The sequence below is a fragment of the Bradyrhizobium sp. ISRA442 genome (assembly GCF_038085055.1).
GTDB lineage: Bacteria > Pseudomonadota > Alphaproteobacteria > Rhizobiales > Xanthobacteraceae > Bradyrhizobium.
Map to the genome: position 1 here is coordinate 1 of NZ_JALGCN010000007.1, position 18,140 is coordinate 18,140.

The window sequence follows — 18,140 nt, forward strand, 5'->3', positions numbered from 1 at the left end:
GTTGCCCGCCATCTCGAGCAGGCCGGCGCGCTCCTCTGGCGTGGTCGCCTGCGTAGCCCAATCCAAGCATCAGAGTGCTCCAAGCCTAAGTCATCAAGAGACCAGTTTCGCAGGCGTGCGGTTCCGGCGAGAGGTTTCAGCGCGTTGCTAGATCATGTCTGCGTGTTGCGCGATCTGCGGTTGTGATGCTAGACGCCAAGGATGGGGCATGAACGGTTACCGGGGATTCAGTTGGCGCGCGGGCTCGCGGCCCTCAGCATCGCTTATTTCCATTCGTGGGTCGGTTTGTTGAACTTTCCGAAGGACACGGCGCACCTCATTTACCTTCTCGCACAATACGGATGGATCGCGGTCGACGTGTTTTTCGCTATTAGCGGCTTCGTGATCTGCGTTACTATTTCCCGTTCCTCGTTCAGCTCCGGACAGTTCCTCATCAGGCGGTTTTTCCGCCTATATCCGCTGTGGTGGCTCGCAGCGGGCACCTTCGTTTATATGTCCTACCTGTGGTCCTCGCGCGCCATCGATTGGGGCCATGTGTTCTATTGTGCGACCTTGCTTCCAACCGAAGAGTTTCCGATTCTTGATGTCGGATGGAGCTTGCAGCACGAGATGATGTTCTATCTCGCTGCCGCGATCATCGCTCCATGGTTCGGCCTATACGGCATAGCCGTAGCGCTGGCTGCCTCTACTATCGCCTTCCACACGATTCAGATGCCGTGGTATTTTTCTCATCTTGCCATGTATCACTCCGAGTTCCTGGCGGGCATCTTGGCCTTTCTCGCTCGACCAAAACTCAAAACGATTGGTCCTCTTATTCCGCTAGTCATCGGGGTGGCGGGTCTTGCATTCTTCATCGGGTATTGGGGCGGTCGCACGTATTTCCCGATCGCCCTGTTCTTCCTAATTCTCGGGTTTTCCAATCTGGCAGACGAAAGGTCCGTGCCGATGAAAAGCGGCGTTCTTCTCGGCGACGCGTCCTACTCGATCTACCTGTGGCATCCACTCATGTTCAAATTGGCTTACGTGGCGACCGGAAGGATCGCGCTGCCTATCTGGTGCGAGGAGATCGTCCGCTTTGGCACTTTGGCGGTCATTGTGACGTTTTCCGTCCTAAGCTTCAGGTTCTTCGAGAAGCCGATCAACCGGTTTGCCGGCAAGCTTAGAATGCCCCTACCTCTTCGGAAGCACAAACTTACGAGGCAGGAGCGTGAGCCGGCTTTCCCTTTTCCACACCCACGACTGGCAGTAGCTCGCATCAATTTTGAGGCCATAGTGACGACAAGTGCGAAATGTAGCGTTTGTGGAGAGCCCCGCGGTGACGAGCCTACCTGTGCAAAATGCGGCTCAAGCGCGCGGACCTTTTCCCAAGAAAGCTGTATCGGAGTGAAAACCCGGGTCTCGGCTCGAATGCGGCAAAGGCGCCTAGGAGCTGGACGCTGGCTGGTGGACATGATCGTCGGCCATGAACCCCGGAGAGCGAAGGGCGGAGTGCTGATGGGGTGGGTTGAAAAGTTCTGGCGGATGGACCGGCCGGCCGATCTCTATCAGGAGCGCGTCGTTACGGAAGATGGCCAAGTTCTCAGGGACGTGGAAGAGCCGCTCAGCGCCCACTTCGGACATGGATCCGATCGGCCCGATCTCAAGGAGGAGCGTGAGCGAACACGACGCGGGAAAGGATGAGGCCCGCCAGCGTCCGGCGGGCCCCAGGTCTTCACCGTTTCAACCGGCGCATTGCTTGCTCCCCTTCAGCCGTTCCCGAAGCGCGTGAGCGTGATCCGAGATGATCTGCATGACGCGATGCATCCCATCGATGGCCGTATCGGCGTCGGGTTGCGCGAGCATCACAACGAGCAAATCAGTCAGCAAAACGATGTTCGTGATGTCCGCCTCGTTCTCGAAGCGATCGGGCAGCCGTAGCTCAACGATGCTGCTCATTGCCGCGGCCCTTCGTTGCGAGCCTTGAGGCCGGGCGCGCCGTTCTGCTTGCGCTTCACGGGCGCGGCCTCGGCGCCCATCTTCCGAAGCTGGGTTGCCAAGCCTCTAAGGAACGTGTCGACCCATGGCTTGCCGTTGATCCTGTCGGGCAGGTACGGGCTACCGCTGTCGCAACCGGCCCAGTCGATCCGAACCTTGCGGAGGTATTGCGTCCACCGCATGAGACCGGTCCTTGTCGTGGGGGCGTCGATGATCAAGCAGCGCGCCGCAAACATCATCTCGTCAAAAGCCCGCGCAGTGGCTCGGTGCAGCCGGGCGAACTCCTCATCGCTGACCTTGCCCTCGGCCTCATTCTCGGCATAGACGCAGCGGTCATAGATGGCCGCGGCTTCACGGTGCTCGGCGATGCGAAGGTAAGCGTGATCGCCCCCTTGGGCCGGCATTGTTACGCCGCTGTACGGCGCAACCAGGGCCGCTTGTGCCTTCGCGGCGCGCTCCTCCGGGGTGCCGTTCTTCGATCGGCGCGGCTTCCGGGAGTGGATTCGGCGGCTGACGCTGTACGGAAGTGTCTTGATCTCGGCGACGTTCTCAGGGGGCAACGCTGGGCCTTCACGGCCTACGCGGCGCGTCGACAGTTCGATGATGTCGGTCATGGTGGTTCGTCCAGTTGTGGCCTCTCACAGCCATTGCCCGGTGACAGACCGGGCAGCCGGGGGGTGAGAATCAGCCTGGACGACTGATCGGCAGCGCTTTTAAGGGTCTCCCCTCTGGACATGGCGCACCGCCCCCGGCATAAAGGCTAGGTGAGGCGCGCCCGCCAAGGCGCTCCTAAGCGCCATAGGAAACCCGCCAAGGTCTCCACCGCGCGCATGTCAGGCGGCTCCGCCAGGAGCCGCCCCAAGTCCAAGTCCGGGTTCTCACACCCACCGGGCATCCCATCATGATTTGGTGAATTTTGTCTATCCCCTCCGGGGCGCCTCGGCGCGTCCGTGGCCTGTGCATAGGTGGGACAAGCGGGAAACGTGCATCACTTGCTCGCGCTGCGTGCCATCATCGCGACTGGCCGAATCAGCCGGATCGAGGCCCGAGGGCCGTGGAGCGCCGCCGAATGTCGACACCTGTCAGCAAACCAGCACGGAGCAAAATCGTTCGTAACGAACGCCTCACCAATCCGTCGTCGATATCAGTGGGTTGGCTAACCTAGTGATAAAGCCAAGTCTTCTTCCGTTCGTCGACGACGTTTCTCAGGAAGACTCCAGTTACCTGTATATCCAAAGCCAAGGATGCGGCCATCTCGAGCCTTTGACCGCGCCGCCGTTGATCGCGGCATTAAAGCAACAATACCCATTAGCCCTTTCTGCAGGTTTCACGATCGAGCAATTGAGCGCGGCGCTTCCGGCGGATCGCCAAAGTGCACTCGTCGATCTCATTGCTCCACATCCCTTCGTTGAAGGAAGCTTTCAGTTTCGATTGCCGCCATCTGTACTGGAAATGATCATCCCGACGAGACTTCCAAATGGCCCTCCCGTCGAGACCTTGAAACAGCTCGCAAGCGCTCAGCAGTGTGGCGACGAGCTATGTGTGCAGCAGCTAGAGCAACGCGCTCCCGGCTTCACATCCTTGATGACCAAATGGAATAGCTCACCGCTAAAGTCTTTGGTCCTGAACTCAGTCGGAATAGCTATTGCCCACGCAAATGCAAGACGTGTGTGCGGGCTATCGGCTCCTCTTGAAATCTGGATCAAGTAATGGTGGGTGCCGACGGTCGTAAATCCGTTTTGCAGAGCTGCTGCTGCCGTGACCAATCTTAAGGCGTGATGATCCGCGGCGTGACACATCGGCGCCAAGCGCCGGCTGGCCGACGACTAATCCTCATGGAGCGGCTGGCAACACGAGCCAATAGGACCGGCGGTTTGAGCGCGCATCGGTATTGTCACTGCTTGAAAAGTAGAACCTGCCCTTCTGGTGGGAGTATCGCCCCATTCCCTTCTCAGCAATCACGTACCCGCGCGTATGGGGTAGTGGAAGCAGCTTGTCGTCCTCGTAGAGGAGAACGGGCGATTTCTGATTGTCGTCGTCCTCATCAGCAAAGCGCTCGAGCTGAGGTGGAACGAGAGACGAGTAAACGAAGCCGTTGGGATAAATTCGGTACGGAGTTGGCAGCCTGTAGGCGTTAGGAAAGGGCGGACCCTTTGGCTCGACGTAACCCGAATGCACCCATGTGACTAAGGGGATATTGACCAGAGCGATCGTCAAAGCAGCCGCTATCGCCCACGATGATCGCTTTCGCGCTTGACCTGGATGGGCTTTGTCTTCCGAGTGATAGCGCTCCGCGAGTTCCAGCAATGCCTCGCGAGCCCCTTCCGGGCAGCCGTCGGCCGCCATTTCCTGGGCCTGTTGCTCCAGGCGCTCTAAATTATGCTTTAAGATCAACAAAAATATCCCCTAATGGGGGAAAATTCCAATACTACAACCGTCTAGTCAACCCACAGTCGAAGGTTCGCTTGTCGAACTTTCGGATAGCGCTACTTTCATACCAGCAGCGAGGTCGCCTAGCTATTCTCAACGCCAGGCGCCAATTTGGGGAGGCCCAACATCATGTCGGATATCGAAACCAAATCGATTTCGAACCGGACGATCTTGATTGCCCTTCTCATCTTCAATGTCATTGGAATTGGTCTCTCCGAGGTCCAGCGCATGCGACTTGGTCAGCAGAGCACGGATGCCGTGGTCCAGTTGCAGGCAATCGAGCGCCAAAGGCTCGCAGAGCAAGCGGCGGATTTGGACCGTACTTACAGGCTTATCGCTGGGATCAATGAGCGCGTGAACAATGTCGAAATCGCGCTTCAGTCTGGTCCACTCGCCAGTCAAATCAAGGATATCCATGAACGGCTCATGGCCATCCAAATCAAGATTGAGGCATCAACCGCCGCCAAATAGAGGCGAGCGTCATCACGGCGTGATGATCTGCGGCGTGACGTCGATCATCGGCAGTTGCGCGTCCCGCTGCTGAATGATGATGCAGACACCCGGCGTCGTCGCCGTTGCGGGCGCGGCTGGTGCGGACTGCGGATTTATACCGGCCAGGCCAAGCAGAAAGGTCGAGGCGCGGTCCTTGACCATCTCGTTCGCGCTATCGAGCAGCTTCACCTTCGTGGCACCAGCGCGCGCGGCGTTGAGGGTCAAGTTCCGCAGGATCTTCTCGTTCAGGAGCTCGCGGATGTGCGGCTCGCCAATCGACCGGCTCAGATGCTCCCTGGAGAGACCGGCTTTCTCCGCGGCCTCCGTGACCGATGAGACTTCGCCGTGGACCAGGGCATCGAGGGCGACCTTCATGCGCTTCGAGATGTGCCGCCGGCGTACATCGGAGGCTGCGGGTAAATTTTCGCTCATGGCATTTCCTAGCTTGTAAACCCGCTATAGCTCCGCGCTGGCATCGATCCAGCCCGAAGCACTGTTGAACTGAAGCATTGTCGAGTTGCCAGCAGTAAGGGAGGCGCCGGTCGCGGCACCGGATTGGGTTGCTATAGAATTTGCCGAATTGCCGCTGAAGTTCATCGAGCTGACATTCGTCGGAGTAGCTGCTGTTGCGTTCCAGATCTCCATATGGGCAAGAGACGATACGTTGCTTGTAGGGGTCGCCCGCATCTGCACCGGCAGGTCAAAGAGCTTTCCGAAGAACTGGGTCGCACTCCAAACCTGCATTATTCCGATCACGTCGGTCGCGCTGGCGGAGTTGCGACGGAAATAAAAACGCTGAGCCTTCCGAAGCTGCTCGCCCAGGTCTATCTTGACGTAAGGCGAGGCCGTGAACGCGGAACCAGCGACGACTTCAAGCTGAAGATCGTCAACCGTGAAGCTGTCATCCGCTCCGGCCGTGCCGACCGGAGTAACATTGAACTGGATTTCAAGCTGTGTGCAGTTCGACGGGACGGCGCTCACGGACGTCGCGGTCACGCGCGCCGCAGTTGTCGATGTCGTGGCCGTGCCGGAAATGACGCTGGTCTCTCCAGTGTATGCCGACGCGCCACGCTTGCCAGGCGAGCCGGTGCCGCAATAAACGACATAATTCAAGGAGTGGCTGAAGGACTGGTTTGCGCCCTCTTTTGCTGTGAAGCTCAGCGCAACGTTACTTCCCTGAAGGGGGGCGATCTCGTCGCTATCAAGGGGCATCGCATAGCGGATAACAGTCGTACCGGTCTGGCCCGAATTCCGCGTGACCTTAGCGGCCCACAGAGATCCGGTGGCAATGCCAGCCACCTGCGATACCGTGCTCGCCTGGCTGGCTCCCGTCACCAGATACCAGCCATCATTCGAGTATGCCGTGGTTGAGGCCGCGATCGCGACGCTGGTACCGCGCTGCCAGACATCGAAACCGCCGCCCCTCGCAGCCACAGGGTTCATGTTGCCGCAGGTCGTCGCGCTGACGCCACCGCTAAGACCATTGTTGCAAGTCGTGACCGTGCCTGTGCCTGACGCCGTCACCCAGGATGGATTCGCTGCCGCGCCGCCGCTGGAGAGAAGCTGCCCGCTAGTTCCAGGCCCGAGACACACCCATGTCGACGCATTGCGATAAAGCACCGAGCCCTGTGTCGTGCATCCGGTCAGGGTGTCGATCGAGGCGGTCTGCTGCGAAGATGACAGATTGCCGGAGATGTTGCTGAAGGACGGCTGCGCGCACGCCGGCACACCGGAGGTCGAGATCGTGTTCAGCCACTGGTTTACGGCGCAGGTCAGCGACTGAACGCCGCCAAGTGTGGACGCCGTCGGGTTCGGAAGGCGGCCGGCCGGCAGAGTGCCGCTCGAGATGTTGGCAGCGTTCGTGGTGTCGGTCGAACATGATGCGGCCACGCCCGAAAGATCGGAGCACGCGGCCTGCGAAACGAGCCCTGCCCCGTTGCCCTTGAGCGCACCGGTTACCGTACCCGCGCCGCCGCGGGCGGCCGCAAGCGTGCCGGAGGAAATGTTGCTGGCGTTCGTCGCATCCGTAGTAGCCGATGCCGCGAAACTCACCCCGTTCGTTTTCGTGCAGGTGATCGCGCCAAGCGCAGTCAATGTGCAGTCGCCTGTCACCGTTTGCGCGGTGGCGACGTTGCTGGCACTGCCGATGAAGATTTTGCCGTTCGCCAGCGTCAGGCTTCCGCCACCGACGGCATTCGCAACAAACGCGGTCGTCGCGATGCGGTTGCTGTTGTCACCAGGCGGGGCAGTCGGGGCGATGATCGCGAGGTTCGACTGACCGAACGAGCCCTGCGACATCTGAGCGAATGCCGGCCCGGCAGTCACTGCGGCTAGGGCGGCAAGAATGGCTGTGCGTTTGAGCATACGTGGTCTCCAGGCGTCCGGCCCGGAAAGACCCGACGCGGCAAAGGGTGATCAAAAGATCGCCGGACGCCTGGATCTATGGATTTGGCATCCGCGTCACCGCGCTTTCCGGGCGCGAAGATGTGCGGAATGATCAGCGGGTGAGATTCACCCGCAACGCACTCGTGGTATTTACAGAGCAGAACGGATGATCTTTAGTGCCGCCAAACTTCGCAGTGCGGGTTCCGTGATGCTGTATCAGAAGCTCAAGAGTAAAATTCCCGCGGGCGCTAAGCGGGTCATGAGGAGAGCCCTAGGGATTCCAGCGAGTTTTGCCGGGTCAAAGTCGTACAATCGCATCAATGCGGAGGATGCGGCGGCCCGAGTGAATATTTCAACGGCTCGAGTCCTGGTCGTAGGGGCTAACACCGGAGAAGATTGTAGAGAGTTCATCGAGCTCGGCGCGGCGGAAGTTCATGGCCTGGATGTAATCTCTGAAATCGGATCTGCCTTTGCGCACAACCGCGTGACCTACCATCGGCAGTCGATCGAGAAAGCGGATCTTCCGAGCCGTTCATTCGATCTTGTCTACAGCTTCGCGACCATGGAGCACGTTCCCGACATCGCGGCCGGCTATTCCGAGATGGCACGCTTGGTCAAACCCGGGGGAACGATCTTCTCGATGGCTTCGCCGCTCTGGTACTCGCCCTACGGCCATCACATGAGTTGCTTCCATGGGCATCCCTGGGTCCATGTCGCCTTCGACCGAGCGGGAATCCTGGACTACGCACGCGCGAACAAGATTGATGGCGAGCGGGGTCACGGTATCGAAGGTATCGTCGACTACATGCTGGACGCCAGCAACTTCAACATGCGTCATGCGCGTGAGTACGACGATGCGATAAGATCGCTGCGCAATCTGGAAATCATCGAAAACAGCTTGCTCGAAGAAGACCAGGCGTTACTCGATCATCCCCTCGGACAGCGACTTCTCGCGTCAGGCTTTTCGCGGAATCAACTTTTGCCTGTCACCCATCGATTGATCGCTATCGGTCGGTAGGAGCGTGGAGTGCTGCTGTTCACGCGGCCTGATCCTGCCGGCCCTTGCTCCTGACCTGATGCTCCTGACGCGGCTTTCGCCGTGCAACCGTCCGCGCTGTCAAACCGCTGTCTTCGATCAGCAGCAGCTTGACCCCAAGGACCTCGAGCGCCGGGCCCATGCTCATGCGACCTAATGTCCTGCAGGGGTTCGTCCCCAACAGCTTTCCGGAATAACGATCTGAAAAGCCCGCCAAGATGTCGATCTCTTCGCGCGAAATCTGGAGTTGATCAGCGCGATCGCGCAGCGCGGAGATCAAGCCAATGTAGTCGTCGCAGACTCGGGCAAAAGCCATTGGCGCACGCTCCTAAGCGGCTTGTTCGCGCTTCGGCAAGACCACCTTGAGCGGCCCCGATAGGCCGTCATCGAGCCGAATACGGTCATGGCACCACGGCGAGACAGTCATCCGGGACTTCTGCGCCTTGGTGAAGAATTCGTGCACGCGCTTCGCGCTGTAGTTCAAAGGCCGGAAGCAAGGGTGCGGCCAGCTCCGCGTTTCGATGATCTCGCCCGCCTTCACCGGTCGTTCCGCGTACTGCCAGCAATGCGCGTCGCTCACATCGGTGAATGGCCGCTCGTGGCGATAGCGCTCGCGTGGCGCCGGGTTAACAGCAAACGCTGCCCTGTACCGCGGCGTCTCGAATTCCCAGCCGTCGGGCGGCGGTGGACTGAAGGACCAGTTATCATCGCACCAGACCAGAGCCTGCGCAGCCGATTGGGGCAGCTTCCGCGTCGTGCCGTCCCTATGAAAAATTGTCACTTTGTCGGTCATCAGAAATCTCCTTGCGAAATCGTCAGCGCCGCTCAGGCAGCGCGCCGCCCATGCCGACGGGCGGAATGTTGCGATGCGTGTCGTCGAACCCCTCGCCGGGCCCGTTGATCATCGCCGGCCCAAACTCGTACTCGGCAACAATATGGCCCCCGCCATCCTTAATCGGCGTCGCCGGCGCACCGGACGCGATCTCTGAAGCCGCAGATCGAAGCAGGCTCGCCACGCCCAAACGCTCAGCCATGCTGGTCTCGCCGAAGTGGCCGGTGCGGGTGTGGATGCGCAGTGTAAAACAAGCTTTATCGGTCATGGCTGATGCTCTGGCTTAGGTTGGCGGGCGCAATTTGGTCGGCCCAGTCGGGAGCGGCTTCCATTTGCGCCCCGGAGGCTTTGGCGCCGGCGCGGGTTGCGGGAAGCTCTTGAGCGGGCGCGAGGGCTTCTGCGGCGGCGCTGGATGGCGGACGATTTTCATCAGCTAAATCTCCATGCCGTCAGATGAGTATGCGGGGCTCGCTGGTGCGTTTTGCGCCCGCTGAGTCTTGGGTAGCGACGGAAGCGTTTGGACGCTGTACGGACTCGGCTGGGGATTTTGGCGGGCAAAAAAATCTGGCCAGTGCCCGGATGATTTGGGCTGACGTCGTGCGGGCACCGGACCACAGTCTCGATCGGCGACGCTTTTTTTGGCCCCCATCACGCTATAGGCGGGTCCTGGAATCGCGAGGCCCCCTGCCGCTCGCGCGCGGGCATTCCATTCTGTTGGAGTTGCGTTGCTGCGCCCATAAATCCCCGTCGATCAGCGCTCATGATCATCAATCACGTGGCCTGCTGTGAAATCTCCCTGATTTGCAGCGGCTTGTACATGTCGCGAAATTCAAGTGGGCGCTGTGTGGGCATCTTTCGCGATCGGTGACCCGTCTTTCATCACCGTTGCTCCGCCGCATCACGCTGCTTGTCGGCGCAACGCGTAATCGCCCGAGTTTTGAAGCCTCCGTCGCGCCCGCACGACACCACCCAACGTGATGTTCTCGACCCCCTACTCCCGCCCTTGCACATGGTCGGTCATGCAGATGGGAGCGGTGCGTCAGCGAGTGTCGCCGAAGGCAGAGCGCTGCTGGCGCATAGCGGGTTGTGGATGGATGCGCGCGAGGCGTTGTGCACCATTACTGCGCCAACGCATGGAGGGGGCATTGTCGTGTGCTCCAACGACAACCCCATGGGTAGGGTTTTGGCGTTGTCGGCGCAGGCCGATTTGCGCCAACGGTGCGCCAACGGTTTTGCGGTGATGGCGCAACATCACGAAGGCCGCTTTCCATGGCAGACACGGAGTCCCTTGCGGCTCTTGCGGTCGATCGGATCGTCGTATTCCTCGTTGAAGAGGACCCCATTCTCGACCCAGGTGTTCACGATCTGGCGGCACTGTGGCTCGGTCCGATCGGGACAGTGGCGCTGAACGACGGGCCATGCCGCGCGTGTCTTGGCCGGGCCCGCGTCGGAGTAGCGCTGGCCATTCGGCATGCCGGCTTCGATCTCGTCGAGGGCTGCATTAAGCTGGGCGCTGCTGATGCCGTCCCAGGTCTTCGGCGGATGCCACGGCACGACCGTCTGCACTTCGTCCCCATTCGGATAGTCCGGGGTGCCGTTCTCGAGGGGCACCCCGATCAGCTTGAACCAGGTCGCCTCCCCCGACGGTGGGGCGATGTTGACCTTGCTGCTATCCAGCCGGACATACAGCCGCCGTTCCTCGGCCGGGATACCGAAGGTCTCCCCCTCCCCATCGCTCATCCTGGTTAGCGTGTACATGAGCCTGCCGGCGTCGCGGGCAGCGCTGGCACCGCGGCCGGCATCGGCATCGCCAGCGAGCTGCTGGCCCTTCTTCGTGTGGTGCGGGACGTCGACCGCGATATTGAATTCGATTGCCAGCTTCACGAGCAGACCGCAGACAAAGTCCATCGCGCCGTTGTCGTTCTCCTCCATGCCGTGAAGTTTCACGAAAGGATCCAGCCCGACGAGGTCAATCTGCCGGTCCCGGATGGTCCGCCGCAGCATGGCCTCAAGTGGCCCGGTCGCCCGCACGCCATCCTTGATTTCGGCGAGCTTGATGCCCTTCGGAGTGGCACAAAACAGCCAGCCTTTCAGGTCCGCGGGCTCAATGCCGTGATGGATACGGGCTGCGGCTAGGCGTCTCTGGAGTTCGCTGTCGTCATCCTCGAGGCTGAGCAGCAGCACGCGGCCGCGCTTGAACACGTGCTGACCGGTGAGCGGCCGGCCGGTGGCAAGGGCAAGGTACTGGAGCGTCCGGAGCGCGGTCTTGCCGGTCGCGCCCGGCGCGAGCAGACCCGACAGGAAGCGACGGCAGAACTGGTTGCCGAGCAGCCATTCCCGCGGCGGAGGCATGTCGACAAAGTCGCCGGCGTCCCACTCGTTGAGCCCGTCTGGCAGCTCCTGGGCAAGCTGCGCCGGCCTCTCGACTATCGGTTCGCGCCCCCGATCGTCAGCCCAATCCGGGATACTGTCATAGGCGGGCGGCTCCTCGCGCGCAGGCACGCCGATCCCCACCCTGGCAAATGCCTCGTCTACGTCGCTGGTGCGGTCGAGCATTTGGCTTTCCAAAGTTTATGCAGATGCGGCGCATCCAGCGGATGGCGCGTGAGCCAGTCCGTGAGATATTCGGTGCTCTCGCTACGAGCGACGTGCAGGAACGCGTCGATCGTTGATTGCGGCGTTTGGTAGGGCTTGCGCGGGGGCAGCTCGGTCTGCGGCTCTGGCTTGGGGGGCAGTTCGCCCGTCCATTTCCAGCGATCGCGCTCATCGTCGAGCTCGAAACGCATGAGCAATTGCGCGGCATAGCCGCTGGGCAATTCCGGCATCGGCGCAAACGCATCGGCCATCAGAGCCTGAATTGCGTCCTGTCCGACTTCCTCGATCAGCCCCCAGAGCTCGGCCAGCCGCTGCAAGTTGTCGACTGCGGTGTGCAGGTCGATCCAGCCCTCGGAAAAGAACCAGGCCTGCTGCCCACAGACCTCGACGAAGTCGTCGACGTCACCCAAGATACGCCGGTTGGACACCTTGACGGCGGCGTTCATGACACGGCCTCGATCAGGTCGAGTTCGAGAGCCATGGTCTCGGCCTTTTCCAGCGCCTTGCGCAGCTCGGGCAGCTTGGAAACCGCCAGCACCAAGCCCTTCTTGCTCGGCTGCATGCGGCCGTCCTGGGTCGTGAAAAATACCCAGACGCTAACCACCGGGCGCCCCTCATATCGAGAGAGGGTAATCCGCACCTCCTCCCGTCGCTGTCGATTGCGCCAAAAGCTGGCGATCTTCCGCGGTTCAGTGAGCGGATCAGCGAGATGCGTTGCGAATGCAGGGTCTGAGCAGATATCGAGGCCAGTATCCCGACCGCCTCGAATTGCCTGCCGAGCTCGCCTGCTGTTGAAGCGGGCAGGCCCGGTCATGCGGCCTTCTCCTGGTTACGCAGCCACTGCATGACCGAGGGCCAGAAGTACGTCACATCGCGACCGACCCGGGTCACTGGGGGGCCTTTGCCGTCCAACTCCCAGTTTATGAGAGTGCGCTCATTGTAAGGCTTGCCCCGAACAAGCTCGCCAAGCGTTTCAGCGGTCGCGGGGCGAGAGAGGTATTCAGTTTGATTGTTGCTCATTGCGGTGTCCATGCGTTTCACCTGCATGGACGTTCGCTGATTTGCGTGGGGCAAAAACCCCGGGCAATTGCCCCGGCGTTCTATCGGCCGGCGACCGGCACACTCAACCCCGAATGAAAGATCGCAGTCCGTCCCACCATCAGGACGCACTCGTGAAGCGGATTGAGTGCAGACAGTTGGCTGGCTTCGGCCAGAATTTCTTCGGCGAGACGTTCACAGACCGGCCGGTGCCGGCGAAGCCAAGTCCGGATTTGCTCTGCCGTAAACTGGCGATCGTCCCATCGGATGCCTTCCGCGACACGCTTTGCGGCTGTGCGCTCTGTCACGGCCGCGGCCTGCTGATACGCGAGTGCAATCCCCCCAAAACGTTCATGCTCGCTGATGTTGACGCTGGGCGCCCTGCCCGGTCGATAACGGCCGCTGCGCATACCAGCGATGAAGCTCCAGGCCGGGTGTCCGAATCCGCTGGTGAGGGCGACCATGATGTCTGAAGCTTGAAATAGTCCGGCCTCGACCAAGCGCAGTTGATCGTGCTGATATTTTGCTTTGCGATCTTCGATTGCCTGCGTGATGGCGGCGAGTCCAAACGCTACTCTGCACACATCCAGATCATCTTCGCTGTGCGTGTCAGATTTCCCCAGGAGTGCAGCCTGGTAAAGCGCGAGCACGCGCTCGGCAAATTCCGTCTCCGTGCTGTCCTGGGTCATTTGTTGGCCCGCCGTCCTGCCAACTCCTCGACGTTGGATGCCGGATTTAGAATCCGTTCGATCAAAGCCGCGAGAGCCTCAAACGCCGCCCGCTTCTCTTCGATATACGCATAGCGGTCGTAAACACCCCGGACGCCGCCGATCACGTGCCCCAAGCAGCGCTCGGCATGGTCGGCGGGAACACCGGCGCGCGACATGAGCGAGCGGCCGGTGCGGCGCAGATCATGTAGCACCCAACGCGGCATCGGCTCGCGGCCCGCTTCGGTTCGGATCTTTGCGATAGCCTTGTCGAGCTCGCGCTTGGCCTTGCTGAAGCCGCTGAAGCCCTTGGCGCCCTCGGTCGTCGTGAAGATGAACCAGGAATTACCATTGGCGCCGTCGGGCTTCTCACCGATCAGCTCGCACGCGGCCGCGCTGAGCGGAATGAGGTGGTCGATCCCGGTCTTGTAACGATCGGCAGGGATCGTCCAATCGTTGCCGTCGATCTCGCTGGAGTGCATTAGCGCGGCCTCGTTGCGCCGCGTGACCGTCAGCAGGAGCGATTTGACAAACCGCGGATAACAGGCCGGCACGTTCTCAACAACTTCCAGAGCTGCCCACAAGTCGCGCAATTCATCGTCGTTCAATATGCGATCGCGCGCATTTGTCCCGACCTCCCGAATTCCCTTCACGATCGGGTTCGTGAAATCCTCGTTCCGCGCCGCAAACCAATTGAAGCCCTTACGGAGGTAGGCGAGCGTGCGATCGGCCATTACGGGACCGCTCTCGTCCTCGATTTCGTCGAGCATGTCGACGATGTGCGAGCGCCGTAGCCGCCCCTCGCCAAACACCGGCAGGTCCCCGATATCCGGAGCGACGAGGCGCCGGAACGTGCTGGCATACTGATCGGCGCTTTTCAGCGCCTTTTCCTTTAGGCAATAGCGCTCCACGAACATGTCAAGCAGACCGGGCTGCTTCTGCTCGGGGTCTCTTTCCTCCGGTTTTAGCGCCGAATTATTAGCCCCACCAATCTTCAGCCCCTCGGGATCGTCGCCATCCTGCATGCGGCGGGTACGCTCTGGCCGAGGATCCTCGCGCCGGCCGTTCTTCAAGTCTTTGGCGAGCTTGTCTGCTTTGATGATTGCGTCCCGGACGGTGAGCGTTCCGCCCTGGGGGTTCTCATCCCAGCGCCCCAAGGTCTCGAGGTACTTGCGGCCGTCGACCCTGTGGAAGAGCACGAACGACTTCGTCCCGCCCGCGGTGACGCGCACGCCGAAACCGGCAGGTGCCTTCTTTCCCTGAAGGGTCGCACCGCTGAAGAAGTGGACCTTGTTGCCCTTCACCGGTACCGACAAGCCGGCGACGACTTTCTCGCTGATCTGCTGCATCCCGCCTTCTCCGTGTGGGCATTGTGTGGGCACATCGAAGCAGATGCGAGATTCTGTGAGCTTCAATTCGAGGTCAACAGGTTTCCGTCAAAAGTCACTGATTTAATGGGGATTTCTCGACAGAAAACGAAAAACGAGTCTCCGCCAATGACTTAGCACCGGCAGCCTATTTTGACTTTTAATCACGGGCTCCTGGGTTCGAGCCCCAGCGCGCTCACCAACGCAAAAAGCAAGTTCGACGAGACTGTTGCAAGTTGAGGAGCTTGCCAAGATCGCCACGTCGAACAATCAAGTCGTCCACATCGAAAGGTCAACGCGCCTTTCCTCTTCAAGCTCAAAGGTGCCGGGCGAGGAGTTCGGCGCCGAGATCATGCATGCGGCCGAACGCGGCAGGCTCGATCTACATCAGAGCGGAACGCTTGTTCGGCTGCTGCGCCGCTGGATTTGATGGGATTGAGGGTGCCGGGAGTCGAGAACCCTGCCGCCGCCTGAAGCCGGCAGGTGCAGCCCATTATGTCGACAAGGCTCGCGCTACAACAGTTGAACCGCCCTTCATCGCCCGGACGCCAAAGGGCCGCTGCTTTGAAACAGCGGCCCTACCGGGTTGCAATAAATCCGAAATGAAATGCCAGCCCCGGTTCGCATAAGGTATTTCGTGACCGCTTGTTCCCGCTTTAACATTTCTGAGTTTCGTCAGTGCTCAAGTCTGATGTCAGTCAGGATTTTTGCAAACGATTCGGATTTTTCCTTAAACTTTGTTCAGGGAGCGGTACGCAGTTTGCGCAAACTGTTGACTTGCTACGGGGCCATCACAGGGATGTGTGGCTTGCCTCGAGCTTGGGGTGAGGGCCCGCCAAATGCCAGCCCCCGGCGGGCCTTCCCTCAAAGCCGATGAGTCTGCCAAAGCCGATGAGTCTGCGACGAGGTCGAGAACAGGCCATCCACTGACGACGGCCACGACAATGCGACTCGACCGCGAATTCGGTCGCAACCTGCCGGCTGATTTGCCTGCAGCCGAGTTGCAACTCTACTTTGCATTACATCGCGAGCGTTGCTACTGGAGGCGGCCAAGCACCAGCCTGGGGTAGGTTGAGGACGCACGGCACTCGGCCGCCCCGGTCACGGGGCGGCCGTGACCGTCTCTAAGTAGAACACCGAGTACTTAAAGTTCCGTCGCTTCTGGCGGCTTTAAGCCCATGCATTCCAGGGAATTTTCTACATCCAATACGTTCGCCAGCTCGCGCCCCTTCCGCGCCGCTGACTGCTGATCAGTGGGCCGGACGAGCTGAGCCCGTCGGACTTTGAGCCTCGGTTTGTCTGCACGATTGTGGAAAGCGTGGAGCGGCGAGCCGGTCCGGCTTCAACTGGGATGGGCTTGCCGCTATGGGATTATCGATAGCGGCTCAAAGACGGCCCCGGCCGTGGGGGCTTTTAAGGGGATCGTGGTGGCCGGGGCCGTTTGGAGGCGCTTGGACCTTTGGGGAAGGCCAAGCGACCGCAAGCTTACTCAAAGCTCACGGCGCCGTTCTGTTCGCTTCCGCACATTGGCGGCAATGTTCCTCATAGAACATGCCGTTTTTTCCGTTCGGATTCGCATTTGTTATGGCTCTCTCGCTGCCTCGGTAGCTTTCCATGGCCGGGCTGGTTTTTAAATTTCCGATCTATTGTTGTACCCGCGGCGGCGCACAGCTTTAGGGTTGGCCGTGGGCCTGTTTCCGCACGGAATGAGATCAGCGCTTTCAATACTGAGGCCGCCTTCGGGCGGCCTCTCTGCATTCATCGCGGAAAAAAGTCGGCCCCAGCGGTTGGCGGCGGCTGGGGCCTTGGGGTCGAACTCCGGCACCGTACAGGGGGACCCGGTGACCGAAGCACATCGAGAACGCGCCACATTGCCTGTCGTTCCCGACTCATAGAAGGCCCGAAATTCGGATGAACGACGGCCGACAGTCTCCAATGGACCGCATTTGACCCGTTGCCCGAGCATGGCGCTCGTAGGGGAAGCCGCGCCGGGCACCGATGGTCGTCGTGCTCGTTGAAGCCAAGGACGGCGGAGCCATCCCAATCCACCGTGATGCTTGGGGAAAACCGCTCTTGCGTCAGTGCCTCTGCATTTTCCGAATCGGCGCTCCATGCTCGCTCTCGCGAGTGTTCCGATCGCGGGGGGAGACGTGAGCCAGTTCTTATCCGTGCTGTTGCTAGCGACGGCTCTCATGCTGACGGTATGTTTTGGCGTGGCGGCCTGGCGCCTCTCCGACGAGAGAGGCCTCGACATCACCGGCCAAATTCCGCACCCGTCCTACGGGTGGAAGCCGATGCCGGCCAGGTGAGCGCCCCCGAGCACGGCATGGACGCGCGCGTCCTCGCGATTGCATTCGGCCGCCGCTACGACTTCGCCGTGCCGGGCTCGGCCATCTTGCGGTGCTGCCTGGCGAGCATCTCGTTCGGGGTGATGCTCGCGATCGTCGTCTGGATCTTGTTCTTCAGCCCCGTGACGATGTTGGAGTCCCCGCGCAGCATCGCGTCGAATCCGGCCTTCGCGACCTCATGCGCATCGTCCTTCTTCTCGGTGCCGACCTTGGTGTCCATCATGTCGGCGCGGCGGAAGAATTCCGTCTCGGTGGCGCCAGGCATAAGGCAGGTGACAGTCACTCCGCTGTCACGCAACTCCTCGCGCAGCGCGAAGGAGAATGAATCGAGGAAGGCCTTGGTAGCGTTGTAGACGGCCTGGAAGCTCCCCGGCATGAAGCCGGCGATCGAGCCCGTGATGAGGATACGTCCCGAATTGCGCCGGAGCATCTGGTTGCCGGCGCGATGGATCAAATAGAGCGTGCCGGTAATATTGGTGTCGATCACGCACCTGATGCGGGCAAACTCCTGATCGAGGAAGGCCTTGCCGAGTCCGATGCCGGCATTGGCCAGCAGCGCCTCGATCGGCCGCTCGCCCACCGCCGCGCAGAGCATGTCGACACCTTCGGTGGTGGCAAGATCGGTCTCGACCGCTTCCACGCTGACGCCGAGTTTGCGCAGATCGATGGCCGCGTCCTCGATCGCCGACTCGTTCGCCGCGAGGACGAGATCAAAGCCGGCCTCGGCGCAGCATCTCGCGAGTTCCAGGCCGATTCCTGTGGAGGCACCAGTGACGACGGCGAGCTGCTTGGCGGCCATGGGCCAATCCTCCAGATTGCGTTCGCTACGCCCAATCGCCGCGCCGACGGCTCGTTCCAACTCCAGCGCGCAAGCGCATGTCCGCTCCAAGGAAGGCCCGAAGATCGTCCGACCAAGCCTGATGCGGCCCGGGGACC

Annotated in this window: 21 protein-coding genes; 6 read left to right on the plus strand and 15 right to left on the minus strand. The window is 60.7% G+C overall.

The genetic code is table 11. The features are described 5' to 3' along the window. The first annotated feature begins 231 nt into the window (after window positions 1-231). On the plus strand, window positions 232-1,680 hold the full coding sequence (locus MTR72_RS16445; RefSeq protein WP_341510647.1) for an acyltransferase family protein: 1,449 nt from the start codon (window positions 232-234) through the stop codon (window positions 1,678-1,680). 39 nt (window positions 1,681-1,719) lie between these two features. Here MTR72_RS16445 and MTR72_RS16450 read toward each other — a convergent pair whose 3' ends face one another. Then, complete coding sequence (locus MTR72_RS16450) at window positions 1,720-1,935, minus strand: hypothetical protein (protein ID WP_341510648.1); 216 nt, start codon at window positions 1,933-1,935, stop codon at window positions 1,720-1,722. Next, entirely contained in the window at window positions 1,932-2,588 is a 657-nt protein-coding gene (locus tag MTR72_RS16455; RefSeq protein WP_341510649.1) for a hypothetical protein, read from the minus strand. Before MTR72_RS16455 ends, MTR72_RS16450 begins: the two co-directional genes overlap by 4 nt. A 550-nt stretch (window positions 2,589-3,138) precedes the next feature. Here MTR72_RS16455 and MTR72_RS16460 point away from each other — a divergent pair. After that, window positions 3,139-3,684, plus strand: a complete 546-nt coding sequence (locus MTR72_RS16460; protein WP_341510650.1) for an LPO_1073/Vpar_1526 family protein — start codon at window positions 3,139-3,141, stop codon at window positions 3,682-3,684. Between the two features lie 123 nt (window positions 3,685-3,807). Here MTR72_RS16460 and MTR72_RS16465 read toward each other — a convergent pair whose 3' ends face one another. After that, complete coding sequence (locus MTR72_RS16465) at window positions 3,808-4,368, minus strand: hypothetical protein (protein ID WP_341510651.1); 561 nt, start codon at window positions 4,366-4,368, stop codon at window positions 3,808-3,810. A 165-nt stretch (window positions 4,369-4,533) separates the two neighbouring features. Between MTR72_RS16465 and MTR72_RS16470 the strand changes: the two genes are divergently transcribed. Beyond that, window positions 4,534-4,875 (plus strand): hypothetical protein, encoded by a 342-nt coding sequence (locus MTR72_RS16470; protein WP_341510652.1) that lies wholly within the window; start codon window positions 4,534-4,536, stop codon window positions 4,873-4,875. Window positions 4,876-4,887: 12 nt separating this feature from the next. Here MTR72_RS16470 and MTR72_RS16475 read toward each other — a convergent pair whose 3' ends face one another. Beyond that, window positions 4,888-5,328: a hypothetical protein gene (locus tag MTR72_RS16475; protein WP_341510653.1), complete on the minus strand. Its 441-nt coding sequence runs from the start codon at window positions 5,326-5,328 to the stop codon at window positions 4,888-4,890. A gap of 24 nt (window positions 5,329-5,352) precedes the next feature. Beyond that, window positions 5,353-7,260 carry a hypothetical protein gene (locus MTR72_RS16480; RefSeq protein ID WP_341510654.1) on the minus strand — a complete coding sequence of 636 codons (1,908 nt, stop codon included), beginning with the start codon at window positions 7,258-7,260 and terminating at the stop codon, window positions 5,353-5,355. Between the two features lie 187 nt (window positions 7,261-7,447). Here MTR72_RS16480 and MTR72_RS16485 point away from each other — a divergent pair, with 187 nt between their 5' ends. After that, window positions 7,448-8,299: a class I SAM-dependent methyltransferase gene (locus MTR72_RS16485; RefSeq protein ID WP_341510655.1), complete on the plus strand. Its 852-nt coding sequence runs from the start codon at window positions 7,448-7,450 to the stop codon at window positions 8,297-8,299. 19 nt (window positions 8,300-8,318) lie between these two features. Here the strand turns inward: MTR72_RS16485 and MTR72_RS16490 are convergent, their stop codons facing one another. From MTR72_RS16490 to MTR72_RS16530, 9 genes are all read right to left on the minus strand, one after another. Next, window positions 8,319-8,597, minus strand: coding sequence for a hypothetical protein (locus MTR72_RS16490; protein ID WP_341510656.1), 279 nt, complete (start codon window positions 8,595-8,597; stop codon window positions 8,319-8,321). A gap of 48 nt (window positions 8,598-8,645) precedes the next feature. Further along, window positions 8,646-9,110, minus strand: a complete 465-nt coding sequence (locus MTR72_RS16495; protein WP_341510657.1) for a hypothetical protein — start codon at window positions 9,108-9,110, stop codon at window positions 8,646-8,648. A gap of 22 nt (window positions 9,111-9,132) precedes the next feature. After that, entirely contained in the window at window positions 9,133-9,417 is a 285-nt protein-coding gene (locus MTR72_RS16500) for a hypothetical protein (RefSeq protein ID WP_341510658.1), read from the minus strand. 983 nt (window positions 9,418-10,400) lie between these two features. Next, on the minus strand, window positions 10,401-11,705 hold the full coding sequence (locus tag MTR72_RS16505; protein WP_341510659.1) for an AAA family ATPase: 1,305 nt from the start codon (window positions 11,703-11,705) through the stop codon (window positions 10,401-10,403). Next, complete coding sequence (locus tag MTR72_RS16510) at window positions 11,681-12,190, minus strand: hypothetical protein (RefSeq protein ID WP_341510660.1); 510 nt, start codon at window positions 12,188-12,190, stop codon at window positions 11,681-11,683. The genes MTR72_RS16505 and MTR72_RS16510 overlap by 25 nt, the downstream gene beginning before the upstream one ends. Further along, window positions 12,187-12,558, minus strand: a complete 372-nt coding sequence (locus MTR72_RS16515; protein ID WP_341510661.1) for a transcriptional coactivator p15/PC4 family protein — start codon at window positions 12,556-12,558, stop codon at window positions 12,187-12,189. Before MTR72_RS16515 ends, MTR72_RS16510 begins: the two co-directional genes overlap by 4 nt. Beyond that, complete coding sequence (locus tag MTR72_RS16520) at window positions 12,555-12,776, minus strand: hypothetical protein (RefSeq protein WP_341510662.1); 222 nt, start codon at window positions 12,774-12,776, stop codon at window positions 12,555-12,557. Before MTR72_RS16520 ends, MTR72_RS16515 begins: the two co-directional genes overlap by 4 nt. Window positions 12,777-12,844: 68 nt before the next feature. After that, entirely contained in the window at window positions 12,845-13,471 is a 627-nt protein-coding gene (locus MTR72_RS16525) for a hypothetical protein (protein WP_341510663.1), read from the minus strand. After that, window positions 13,468-14,838: a tyrosine-type recombinase/integrase gene (locus MTR72_RS16530; protein WP_341510664.1), complete on the minus strand. Its 1,371-nt coding sequence runs from the start codon at window positions 14,836-14,838 to the stop codon at window positions 13,468-13,470. The genes MTR72_RS16525 and MTR72_RS16530 overlap by 4 nt, the downstream gene beginning before the upstream one ends. A 247-nt stretch (window positions 14,839-15,085) precedes the next feature. Here MTR72_RS16530 and MTR72_RS16535 point away from each other — a divergent pair, with 247 nt between their 5' ends. Together MTR72_RS16535 and MTR72_RS16540 are read left to right on the plus strand one after the other, a co-directional pair. Beyond that, a complete protein-coding gene (locus MTR72_RS16535) occupies window positions 15,086-15,286 on the plus strand; it encodes a hypothetical protein (protein WP_341510665.1) in 201 nt (66 codons plus the stop codon). A 1,720-nt stretch (window positions 15,287-17,006) separates the two neighbouring features. Beyond that, window positions 17,007-17,165, plus strand: coding sequence for a hypothetical protein (locus tag MTR72_RS16540; protein WP_341510666.1), 159 nt, complete (start codon window positions 17,007-17,009; stop codon window positions 17,163-17,165). A gap of 55 nt (window positions 17,166-17,220) precedes the next feature. Here MTR72_RS16540 and MTR72_RS16545 read toward each other — a convergent pair whose 3' ends face one another. Then, a complete protein-coding gene (locus tag MTR72_RS16545) occupies window positions 17,221-18,003 on the minus strand; it encodes an SDR family NAD(P)-dependent oxidoreductase (protein ID WP_341510667.1) in 783 nt (260 codons plus the stop codon). Window positions 18,004-18,140: the final 137 nt, after the last annotated feature.

What these genes read in the sequence shown, in the direction of transcription:
- MTR72_RS16500 (WP_341510658.1), bottom strand. Translation starts at nt 9,417, where the DNA reads ATGACCGATAAAGCTTGTTTTACACTGCGCATCCACACCCGCACCGGC.
- MTR72_RS16525 (WP_341510663.1), bottom strand. Translation starts at nt 13,471, where the DNA reads ATGACCCAGGACAGCACGGAGACGGAATTTGCCGAGCGCGTGCTCGCG.
- MTR72_RS16450 (WP_341510648.1), bottom strand. Translation starts at nt 1,935, where the DNA reads ATGAGCAGCATCGTTGAGCTACGGCTGCCCGATCGCTTCGAGAACGAG.
- MTR72_RS16480 (WP_341510654.1), bottom strand. Translation starts at nt 7,260, where the DNA reads ATGCTCAAACGCACAGCCATTCTTGCCGCCCTAGCCGCAGTGACTGCC.
- MTR72_RS16545 (WP_341510667.1), bottom strand. Translation starts at nt 18,003, where the DNA reads ATGGCCGCCAAGCAGCTCGCCGTCGTCACTGGTGCCTCCACAGGAATC.
- MTR72_RS16520 (WP_341510662.1), bottom strand. Translation starts at nt 12,776, where the DNA reads ATGGACACCGCAATGAGCAACAATCAAACTGAATACCTCTCTCGCCCC.
- MTR72_RS16505 (WP_341510659.1), bottom strand. Translation starts at nt 11,705, where the DNA reads ATGCTCGACCGCACCAGCGACGTAGACGAGGCATTTGCCAGGGTGGGG.
- MTR72_RS16515 (WP_341510661.1), bottom strand. Translation starts at nt 12,558, where the DNA reads ATGACCGGGCCTGCCCGCTTCAACAGCAGGCGAGCTCGGCAGGCAATT.
- MTR72_RS16530 (WP_341510664.1), bottom strand. Translation starts at nt 14,838, where the DNA reads ATGCAGCAGATCAGCGAGAAAGTCGTCGCCGGCTTGTCGGTACCGGTG.
- MTR72_RS16510 (WP_341510660.1), bottom strand. Translation starts at nt 12,190, where the DNA reads ATGAACGCCGCCGTCAAGGTGTCCAACCGGCGTATCTTGGGTGACGTC.
- MTR72_RS16455 (WP_341510649.1), bottom strand. Translation starts at nt 2,588, where the DNA reads ATGACCGACATCATCGAACTGTCGACGCGCCGCGTAGGCCGTGAAGGC.
- MTR72_RS16485 (WP_341510655.1), top strand. Translation starts at nt 7,448, where the DNA reads ATGATCTTTAGTGCCGCCAAACTTCGCAGTGCGGGTTCCGTGATGCTG.
- MTR72_RS16475 (WP_341510653.1), bottom strand. Translation starts at nt 5,328, where the DNA reads ATGAGCGAAAATTTACCCGCAGCCTCCGATGTACGCCGGCGGCACATC.
- MTR72_RS16495 (WP_341510657.1), bottom strand. Translation starts at nt 9,110, where the DNA reads ATGACCGACAAAGTGACAATTTTTCATAGGGACGGCACGACGCGGAAG.
- MTR72_RS16470 (WP_341510652.1), top strand. Translation starts at nt 4,534, where the DNA reads ATGTCGGATATCGAAACCAAATCGATTTCGAACCGGACGATCTTGATT.